The 9,011-nt window shown below is 42.1% G+C and carries 10 protein-coding genes and 2 pseudogenes; 4 read left to right on the forward strand and 8 right to left on the reverse strand.

The window, feature by feature from the left end; genetic code table 11:
- Window positions 1-174: 174 nt before the first annotated feature.
- Complete coding sequence (locus H6G97_RS39010) at window positions 175-375, forward strand: hypothetical protein (RefSeq protein WP_190946014.1); 201 nt, start codon at window positions 175-177, stop codon at window positions 373-375.
- Between the two features lie 146 nt (window positions 376-521).
- Here the strand turns inward: H6G97_RS39010 and H6G97_RS39015 are convergent, their stop codons facing one another.
- The gene (locus H6G97_RS39015; protein WP_190946015.1) at window positions 522-1,181 is read right to left on the reverse strand and encodes a DUF2996 domain-containing protein; all 660 of its coding nucleotides are present in this window, start codon (window positions 1,179-1,181) and stop codon (window positions 522-524) included.
- Between the two features lie 160 nt (window positions 1,182-1,341).
- Window positions 1,342-2,436, reverse strand: a complete 1,095-nt coding sequence (locus H6G97_RS39020) for a DMT family transporter (RefSeq protein ID WP_190946016.1) — start codon at window positions 2,434-2,436, stop codon at window positions 1,342-1,344.
- A 239-nt stretch (window positions 2,437-2,675) separates the two neighbouring features.
- Here H6G97_RS39020 and H6G97_RS39025 point away from each other — a divergent pair, with 239 nt between their 5' ends.
- Window positions 2,676-3,038, forward strand: a complete 363-nt coding sequence (locus H6G97_RS39025; protein ID WP_190946017.1) for a hypothetical protein — start codon at window positions 2,676-2,678, stop codon at window positions 3,036-3,038.
- Window positions 3,039-3,124: 86 nt separating this feature from the next.
- Here the strand turns inward: H6G97_RS39025 and H6G97_RS39030 are convergent, their stop codons facing one another.
- The 3 genes and pseudogenes from H6G97_RS39030 to H6G97_RS39040 all read right to left on the reverse strand — a co-directional run.
- A complete protein-coding gene (locus tag H6G97_RS39030) occupies window positions 3,125-3,679 on the reverse strand; it encodes a pyridoxamine 5'-phosphate oxidase family protein (protein WP_190946018.1) in 555 nt (184 codons plus the stop codon).
- A gap of 116 nt (window positions 3,680-3,795) precedes the next feature.
- Window positions 3,796-4,320, reverse strand: a complete 525-nt coding sequence (locus H6G97_RS39035) for a DUF937 domain-containing protein (protein ID WP_190946019.1) — start codon at window positions 4,318-4,320, stop codon at window positions 3,796-3,798.
- A 321-nt stretch (window positions 4,321-4,641) separates the two neighbouring features.
- Window positions 4,642-4,845: pseudogene (locus tag H6G97_RS39040) on the reverse strand (ATP-binding protein); the annotation flags it as partial.
- A gap of 23 nt (window positions 4,846-4,868) precedes the next feature.
- Between H6G97_RS39040 and H6G97_RS39045 the strand changes: the two are divergent.
- A complete protein-coding gene (locus H6G97_RS39045; RefSeq protein WP_190946023.1) occupies window positions 4,869-5,624 on the forward strand; it encodes a thioesterase II family protein in 756 nt (251 codons plus the stop codon).
- 103 nt (window positions 5,625-5,727) lie between these two features.
- Here H6G97_RS39045 and H6G97_RS39050 read toward each other — a convergent pair whose 3' ends face one another.
- The gene (locus H6G97_RS39050; RefSeq protein ID WP_190946020.1) at window positions 5,728-6,129 is read right to left on the reverse strand and encodes an ExbD/TolR family protein; all 402 of its coding nucleotides are present in this window, start codon (window positions 6,127-6,129) and stop codon (window positions 5,728-5,730) included.
- Window positions 6,113-6,766 carry a MotA/TolQ/ExbB proton channel family protein gene (locus H6G97_RS39055; protein WP_190946021.1) on the reverse strand — a complete coding sequence of 218 codons (654 nt, stop codon included), beginning with the start codon at window positions 6,764-6,766 and terminating at the stop codon, window positions 6,113-6,115. Before H6G97_RS39055 ends, H6G97_RS39050 begins: the two co-directional genes overlap by 17 nt.
- Window positions 6,767-7,107: 341 nt before the next feature.
- Here H6G97_RS39055 and H6G97_RS39060 point away from each other — a divergent pair, with 341 nt between their 5' ends.
- Window positions 7,108-8,583, forward strand: a complete 1,476-nt coding sequence (locus H6G97_RS39060; RefSeq protein WP_190946022.1) for a TonB family protein — start codon at window positions 7,108-7,110, stop codon at window positions 8,581-8,583.
- 315 nt (window positions 8,584-8,898) lie between these two features.
- On the opposite strand, the pseudogene H6G97_RS53725 reads toward H6G97_RS39060, so the two are convergent.
- Window positions 8,899-9,011: pseudogene (locus tag H6G97_RS53725) on the reverse strand (IS630 family transposase); the annotation flags it as partial.

A 9,011-nucleotide genomic window follows, 5' to 3' on the forward strand; every position in this document is an offset into this window, starting at 1 on the left:
AACGAAGAAAGTCAATTTTCAACATTCTTGTACAAACCTCAATCACCACTCCTAAAACTTAGGATAGTCCCATGCGTGACAAAACTCCAGCTTTCAAAATGGACGAGGTTTAATATCTAATTATTTCCAAATTTATATACTAACTTTTTATGGCTGTCAAGCACAACTTTACGCGTGAATTACTCAAATAATCTCCAGGTATATGCCCCATCGTTAACGTCTCTGAGAGAACGTGATTGGACAGCTTTGATAGAACTATTTGATCGGGACGACGGTGATGAAATTGAAGCCGACATCGATAGTAGTTTAATTTGGCTGATACCTGAACCTTGTTGGGAAGACGATCCCTTTGATTTCTTACGCGAGTATCTTTGATGCGATCGCGGTAGTTGCCACACCGTCTAATTTAATTCCAGACAGAAAACGTCAGTAGGTCGGCGTAAATAATTATTGTTGGGATAAGGCAGGGAGCAAGGAGCAGCAAGGAGAATAAGCAATGCTCCATGACCCATGCCTAATAACTAATTTCTACCTAACCACTTTTGACCATCTAATCGCTGAACTAAGCCAAATACCAACAAATCGAGGGTAATTTTGCGCTCATCAATTAAGAATGACTCAAGAGTGCTTGGTTTTTTGCCTTCATTGCAGGAAAATCCCTTTTTCCCTTGAATATCTTCTTCGGGAAAATACACATTAAACTGACGCCGACCCTTTTCCGACCAACTACCGACAATTTGCCAGCATTCTTCGGCAGATTCAAAGCCAGTGATTGGAACCTTTTGCTTGGCAAAAGATACCTCTAAATCTTGCACACCTTGTTGAGCGATCGCTTTTTGTAAAGCTGGCAAGTAGTCTTGCTCGATAAACTCTACAAATGGCTTATCTTCAACAGATGGGGCTTTTTCTTTTTTGGCGGCTTTAGCTGCGGCTGCGGGTTTTTCTTCTGTTGCTGCGGCGGCGGGTTTTTCTCGCTTGGGTGATGCAGCAGCTGGTTTAGCAGCATTGGGATTATCTTCGGGGTTTGCGGTTTTAGGGTCTGGCGTGTTAGCAGTAGGAAGGTCTGTGGCTTCTGGTGAATCTGTACTAGGAGCGTGTTCTTCAGCCACACTGGGAGCTTGCTTGTCAACAGTGCTGGGAGCTACTTCTCCCGCTTGATTGTGATTGGTTGGGTCTGCCATTGCTCAGGTCAATCCTTTAATCTAGCTTTTGGAGCGATCGCTCCCCTTGATGTATCGGGTATTTTTATTTTGACATACTAGGGCAGAAGGGTAAAAATAACTGTGCAGTTAGAAATAAAGCCAAGGCTTAGAATATAAGCTTTCTTTCCCTTTGCCTTCTTCAAATTCCCTTAAATCCCATCCCAGTTTCTACCTCTTGCTGCGCTGGAGTATAATTCACCTTGTCAGATGCAACTGTGTTAGAAGTCTTATACCTAGTGCCAACTTGACTCAAGAATATGCCTACTAAAATTAAGCTACCACCAATATATTGAGGTAGGGTAGGAGCTTCACCCAAAATAAAATAGGCTGCTATAATCCCGACAACTGGGCTAAATGAGCTAACTAAGGAAGCCATAGATACAGTAGAAGTTTTCAAGCCTTTAACCCAAAAAGACTGTCCTACCACTACAATCAAACCGCCATAGAGAAACATCCATTGCCACAAGAATGGTGAGAGAACACCAGCGAAATGATCGCTGCCATAAAGAACTAAAGCCAGGAAAAAAAAGATTACGGTTCCTAGTGCAGTCCGAAAGATATTATAGATTCCTAGGGGTATTTGAGAGAGGTGTTTCTTGCCAATAATTGTGGAAGCAGCAGTAGCCACTGATGCTACTACTGCCAAAATCTCTCCTATGCCCAAACCAAAACCTCCCATGTTCATCATGGCTTCTGTTGGAGGCTGAAGGATAATAGTTAGAATAACGCCGATAAATGCTGCGATCGCTCCGATAAATTCCCAAATATTTACCCGTTCTCTTAATAACCAGACTGATAAAGCCAGAGTTAGAGGCGGTTCTAAACGTCCAACCAAGATGATATTGTTCAGTTCTGTGAGTGCCAGTGCCTGGAAAATTAACCCAGGGGCTAACGCTCCTGATAAAATAGCTACTACCGTTAGACTGACCCAATCCTTCCTTGAGAGTTGCTTCACATTAGCTTTGTTCCACTGTCGCCCATAGATTGGGATCAGCAGTATCAAGGCACAAAGGTTTCCCACAAATAAAACATTGCACAAAGAAATCGGATTGCTCAACTTGCGGCCGTAGGCATCGCCTATTAAGTGTTGAGCGCCAATTTCTGTTAACTTCCGGGTAACTGCGCCGGATGCTGCAAAAATTAGCATTGCTAGCCAGAGATATGTTTGTCCCGAAATTCTATGGGTTAGGCGATGTGGTTTTCTGGGTCTAATCACAATTAAGATCACTGCCATGAAAGCATTGCTTATTATATTAAGTTACCCTCATGCAGTTCAAAATGAGTTTTTGTTGAGAAAATACTTAAAATATGCTGTTGCTTAGAGCTACTAACATTCCCTGAGAAAATGCTGAGAACTAACTAAATTTTCTCCAGGGATAAATTCATGAAAATAGTAGCTTAGTTTCAATAAGCTCTAAGTCCCAAGTGAGATGCTTTGGATGTTCGGGATAAAACAAAAAAGAGAAGTAACAAATGAAACTTTCACCCTTACTTACAAGCGTAGCCTTGGTTGGTTTTTTGACAGTTTGGGACGCACCATTAAAGGTGATCAATCCATCATTAGTGCAAGCCTCAGCAGCTGAAGAATTGTCTGTAGCAAAGAAATTAGACCTGCTTACTAAGAATAAGGGTCAGATTGGTAGTGGCGATCAACTGCGTCGTTTCTTTTTTGCTGACTTGGATCCAATCGGTATCCAAGTAGGCGGTGCAGGTCACGTAGTTAACCTTTATAACAAAGCCAATGATGTCACATTCGCTTACTGTTCGCATTACGATGTGATTGTTGCCGTTAAGAAAGGTAAGATAACCAAATTTGAACCCAGTGAAGTGAAGTAACTTATTGAAGCTGCTTCTTAAAGCATTTTCCAAAAAGGCTGATCTTCTTGTGGGAGTGGACTAATAGAATAATCAGTTAGGCAAAGTTAAGGTAATCTACTCAGTGGTGTGGCTAAACCGTCAATACTGACGAGATTTTTCTGCTGTTGATATTCTCGAACTCCCTCTTCGCCTTTTTTACTAGCCCAGTTTACTAGAGTCTGGCGCTGACCTCGATATTCATAAAGTGGTACGCCAAAACCACAGGAAGTCTGGATTTTTTCAATATCAGCGACGATAATTTGACGAGTTCCAGGTATCGGCAAAAATAGAGAGTGAAGAGATTCCCACTCTGGAGAACTTGGTAAAATCGTCCTTCCTTGACCGTAAAGACGCAGGATACACGCGGGTTCTTCAAAGGCACAAAACATGAAGGTTATCCGCCCATTTTCTTGCAAATGGGCTGATGTTTCGTTACCACTACCTGTGAGGTCTACGTAAGCTACGCGGTTGGGAGAGAGGATACGAAAGGAGTCCTGACCTTTAGGAGATAGGTTGACATGACCGCTAGAACTCAAAGGTGCAGAGCCAACAAAAAAAAGGTGTTGGGCAGCAATAAAGTCTTGTAGCTCCTCAGTAATACAGTCAAACAATTTAGACATAGACTGTCTGATTTATATTTATAAATTTACTATGTTCTCAGCCTATGTCTTAGCTAAAAATCTAGCAAGGTATAATTACTAATGTCTGCTTTATCGCAGGGGAGTGGAGAAAACTGTTATTTTCTCATATACCGACTGGCCATTTGGATGGCATCAGCGATATCAACATCACCATCGCCATCAGCATCTAAGAAAGAATTCAGTACAGAATTACCGCCAGCTTGGGGATTTTGAACATTGGCGCCGGATTGTAAGAACTTTAGCACCAAAGGTACTGCTAAAGGCAGCAATTGTTGAACCATACCAGTATCCAACCCAGTGCGTTGGGCAGCAACCTGAGCTACTTGCTGTTGTATCTGAGGAGAAAACAACGAATTGACGGCTTGGGGGTTGGGAGAAGTACCAGCATATTGACTGACTAGATTTTGGGCAGCTTCATTACCATCTGTAGCTTGCTTGTTTTGGAGAGCAGAACGGACTTGACCGCCGACAATTGACAAAACTGATTGGATGGTAGAAGGGTCTGCACCTGTGCTACTGCTCAACTGTTGTACGGTGTTAACAATACTTCCTATTTGACCTAAGCTGCCCTGTTGATTGGGATTAGCGACGGCACCAAGAATTTGATCGAAAAGTCCCATAAGTTTGTTTCTCTTTTTGTTCTCAAAAAGCTTACCAAAACTGGTTTGGAGTTTTTTTATGTATACTGACTTTCGTCAGCCTACTAAAAGATTAAAACATTACAAGCTTCATAATGAACGAATAAAACTTCAAAAGCTACTAACTCAAGGATGAGTTCCCACTCAAATGCGGTACAACATAATATCGCAAGTAGGGGCACGGCATACCGTGCCCCTACGGGTGTACTTCTAGAAATTAAATTATTCTATTTTGCGAGCAAAGACGATCGTTAGATTCTTCCTCCCCTGCTTCCCCTGCTCATCAAAGCGATGGGTATTTTTTTAGTTAGAAGTCCCTAAAGTGATTCCTGCTGTGGGCAGAGCCAACGCAAACTCTGTTCCTTTATTTAACTCAGATTGGCAAGTAATTTTACCTTGATGTTTTTCTACCACGATCTGATATGCGTAGGCGTAGCCCGCCGCAGGCATCGCTAGCCCCAAACCAGTACCAATACCTCGTGGTTTGGTTGTGAAAAATGTTTCAAATCAATAAATATATTAGTAAAAAAATGACCTTCAATCCCTGGATTATCTGTCCACAACCAAATCCTCAAGCTAACTTGCGTTTATTCTGCTTCCCTTACGCTGGTGGTAGCTCGGCAATTTTTCGCACATGGCCGAATAATCTACCTAGTAATGTTGAAATCTGTGCTGTGGAATATCCCGGACGCGGAAAACAGATTAAGTCAGCACCTTTGAAACGGTTAGAACCTTTTGTGGAAGCGATCGCTCCAGTTTTGATACCATACTTAGACAAACCGTTCGCCTTCTTCGGGCACAGTATGGGGGGATTAGTTAGCTTTGAATTAACCCGTCTACTTCGCTCTCAGTATAGTCTTTCTCCCTTCCACCTCTTCATCTCTGCTCGTCGCGCTCCACAAATCCCCATCACCAAACCACCCCTGCACGTCCTATCAGACACTGATTTGCTCAATGAGCTACGCAGTCTTAACGGTACACCCAAAGCAGTATTAGAAAGCCAGGAACTGATGCAGATGTTCCTCCCCATTTTGCGGGCAGATTTTGCCGTTCTGGAAACTTATATTTACACTCAAAAACAGCCACTAGAGTGTCCTATCACTGTTTTTGGTGGTTTGCAAGACCAAGAAGTTAGTCATGAGGCTCTGCAAGCATGGCGAGAGCAGACGATCGCTGCTTTCTCATTACATGAATTTAACAGTGACCACTTTTTTATTCATTCACACCAAGAATCATTATTAAAACTTATATCTCAAGAATTACAGATGTGTAAGCGTAGCCTATGAGAAGTCTTGCAGAAGACAGAATTCAGAATACCCCAGCAGTCAAGCCAGTAGTAAAAGTCACGAAAATCTGGATTCTGGCTCCTGAATTCTGAATTCTGCTTTATTATCTTTGGGTAGCGATCGCTAATTTTGCCCCTTTAACTTGACGTACCCGATCCATTACACTTACTACCCGACCATAATCAACTTTTTCATCAGCATTAATAATTACTAACACTTCTGGGTTAGAACCAACTAAAGTCCGCAGTTTCGCTGTCAAATCATCAATTGCAATTGGTTCACGGTTCATGCTGACTTGTTCTTTTTCATCTACCGTAATGGTAACTTTAGTGGGAACTTGCTGTTGTTTAGCGGTGGTAGCCTTCGGTAAATTTACTGGTAAACCTTCTGATCGCGTTAAAAACAAAGTGGACATGATGAAAAATGTCAAAATTGCAAAAATCACGTCAATCATCGGCACGATGTTTATCTGTAGCGGAAGTTCTGGCTCATCTGGTAGACGCATAAGTTTTTTCTCCTCTTTCATAACGACGGCGGTAGAGTAATTCTAGCTGTCCACCATACTCTTGAATTAGTGCAATTTGCCGTTGGTACAGCCCCCGGAAGGTATTGGCAAACAAGAGTGTAAAGATAGCAACGATCAATCCTGATGCTGTTGATACCAAAGCTTCACTAATCCCCGATGTAACACCAGTTGTTTTAGTGCCTCCCACATCACCAAGATTTAGGGAGGCAAAGGAGGCTATCAATCCTAACACCGTGCCAAGTAGACCCAACAATGGCGCTAGTCCAATAATTGTCTCAAAAATGTTTTGGAAGCGTTTAAGTACAGGTATCTCAGCCTGCGATTCGCTTTCTAATGCCAAACGAAATTCTTCTGGATTTGGCTCTTCCAACTCTAAAGCTGCCAGAAAAATGCGTGCCAATGGTAAATCTGCGTTTTTCTGAAGTTTATCGATTGCACCGACAACATTATCGAGTCGGTAGAGATTCAAAACATCTCGCACCACACGGCTTTGACGCTGATTGATCCTTACCCAAAATCTGATCCGCTCGATGATCAGTGCCCCACCCAATACCGAAAACGCCAGCAGGGGCCACATGACCACACCGCCTGCTGTAAACAAATTTTGAATTCCCATGTAGTGCCTCTATAACTTCATCCACAATACAAAATCAGACTACCAGAATCTAGAGATAAGCTGAAAGTTATTCTCAATAAAATATAAAATATAATGATAATTTTTTCAAATTTAATAGTTATGACTTTTATTTACTTGTTCGTTTGTTTTACATAAATTAATTTAATTTAATTGAAACAAAAATTAATTTTGTCGATAATCCATGATATTAGTGGCTTCAAAAAATATTTTTAGTAGTGCGGTATTCCGTAAGGCTATCCAATTAATTTGGATTGTTTACTTGATATTTGTAACCTTACATTCTAAGATAGCTAAGTTAGTGAGAATAGGTAGCAATAGCTATGAGCTTTTCTGGCATTACTGTCGAGCAACGTTCCAAAGAAGTTGAGGCTCTCAAGTCTTTTCTGACTTACAGTCTGATAGGTTCACTGGCGCTGCATATCGGCGTACTGTCATCAGGCATAAGTAATTATTTGACGAGAGTGCCTAAAGAAGAAGATGAAGCAATAGAGTTTGCGATCGTTGATTCTCCGACTGTGGAACCAGAAAAACCACTTGAAAAAATTCCAGAAGAACCCAAAAAATTACCAAAAGTTGTTCAAAAACAGTCTATAGAAACTCCACCAGTACAAAAAACAGTACAAGAATTTATTGAAAGACCAAAAATTGAGCCAGTTGAACAACCAAAACAAACTACTCAAATTCAACCAGTTCAACAACAACCAAAACAAACTACTCAAAATCTACAGCCAGCAAATACGCAAATTGCTCCCAAACCAGAAGCACCTGTGACAACTATTGCTCCCTCCACAAACCAAGGCAGTCAAAACTTAAGAGGAGTTTTAAGCGAACTAAGAGACTCAAAAGCCAGTCAAAATGCCGGTGGAGGTGGCGGTGCTAGTGGAGTTCTCACAGGCTCCGGCTCCGGTGTTGGTTTGAGTACGGGTTCAGGAATTGGCTCTGGTAGTGGTACGGGTTCAGGAATTGGCTCTGGCTCTGGTAGTGGTACGGGTTCAGGAATTGGCTCTGACTCTGGTAGTGGTGTAGGCAATGAACGAGTAAAGCGTCCACCAATAGCAACAGCGCCAACAGTGCCAACACCTCCAAAAGTTAACAGTTCAGGTAATAGTCGTTCAAGTTGCCTTCGCAATTGCGATTTCAAGTATCCAGCGTCATTACGAGGGCAAAAGCCTGAAGGTAGCCCAAAGTTAAAACTTGAGCTTGATGAACAAGGTAATGTCACTAATGTGCGTCTTACTCGCTCTAGTGGGAACTCCACCTTGGATGAAGCCGCCGTCAGACAAGCGCGTGAAATCAAAGTAAGTGGTGGCAAAAAAGAAGCGACACTTATCCCTAACTTCGTCGTAGAAGGTTCTCGCCGTCAGCAAGAAGTCCGAGAACGTGAAAGAAAAAGACAAGCAGAAGAGAAAACTCGGCAGACAACTACTGCCAACTCCACACAGGAAAATTCAAGACGTAGACGTAGAGAGATGACACCTTCATCTACTGAAGCTACAGTCAGAAAACCAGCAATATCTGGATTTAGTAGACGGTTGGAACCTCAAAGAGGAGAAAGTACTCCTACAAGCCCATCATCTCCAGCTAGTACAACTAGCACTCAAGGAAATTCAAGAGAGTCTTTACGCCGCATCCAACGTGAACGAGCGACTACCGATTCATCACAAAAGCCACAAGCAACGACAAATCGGCGGCGGCGAAGATCTAACACTAATCAGAATAAGCTGCGGGACTCTTTGCGCCGTTTACGCCAACAACCTCAATCGCAACCTGCTGCTCCCACTCCCAGTAAGGAGTAGTCTGTTAAGTTTGCTGAGTTTGTAGTGAGTGCTTTAGCGCTCAAATTAAGGACTAAAGTCCTGACTACAAACTTATGCATTTATCAAAGTTCTTTTGACAAACTACTATCCCTCTTCTGTCACTCTCCGAAAACATTTGCCTTTTCTAAAATCTAGAGCTTTTGTATAGCAAGCGATTGCGCGATTATTTTCTAATAACAAATACAAGACCTATTTTTTTCTAATAGTATAACTTGTATTGATTGCCTCATGAGGCTTCTAGCGATAGCCTTCCCGGAGAGTGACAGAAGAGGGCTATAGCAACAGACAAGGCGATTAGGACGCTAGGCGAAGTACATATTCCATAGCATCCCTGATACAGTCAAATTGAATAAGTTGTTGACGAATTCGACTCTTCAACCATGACCAACATCGCTCAATTTTGTTCA

This window comes from Nostoc flagelliforme FACHB-838, from assembly GCF_014698065.1.
Lineage (GTDB): Bacteria > Cyanobacteriota > Cyanobacteriia > Cyanobacteriales > Nostocaceae > Nostoc > Nostoc flagelliforme_B.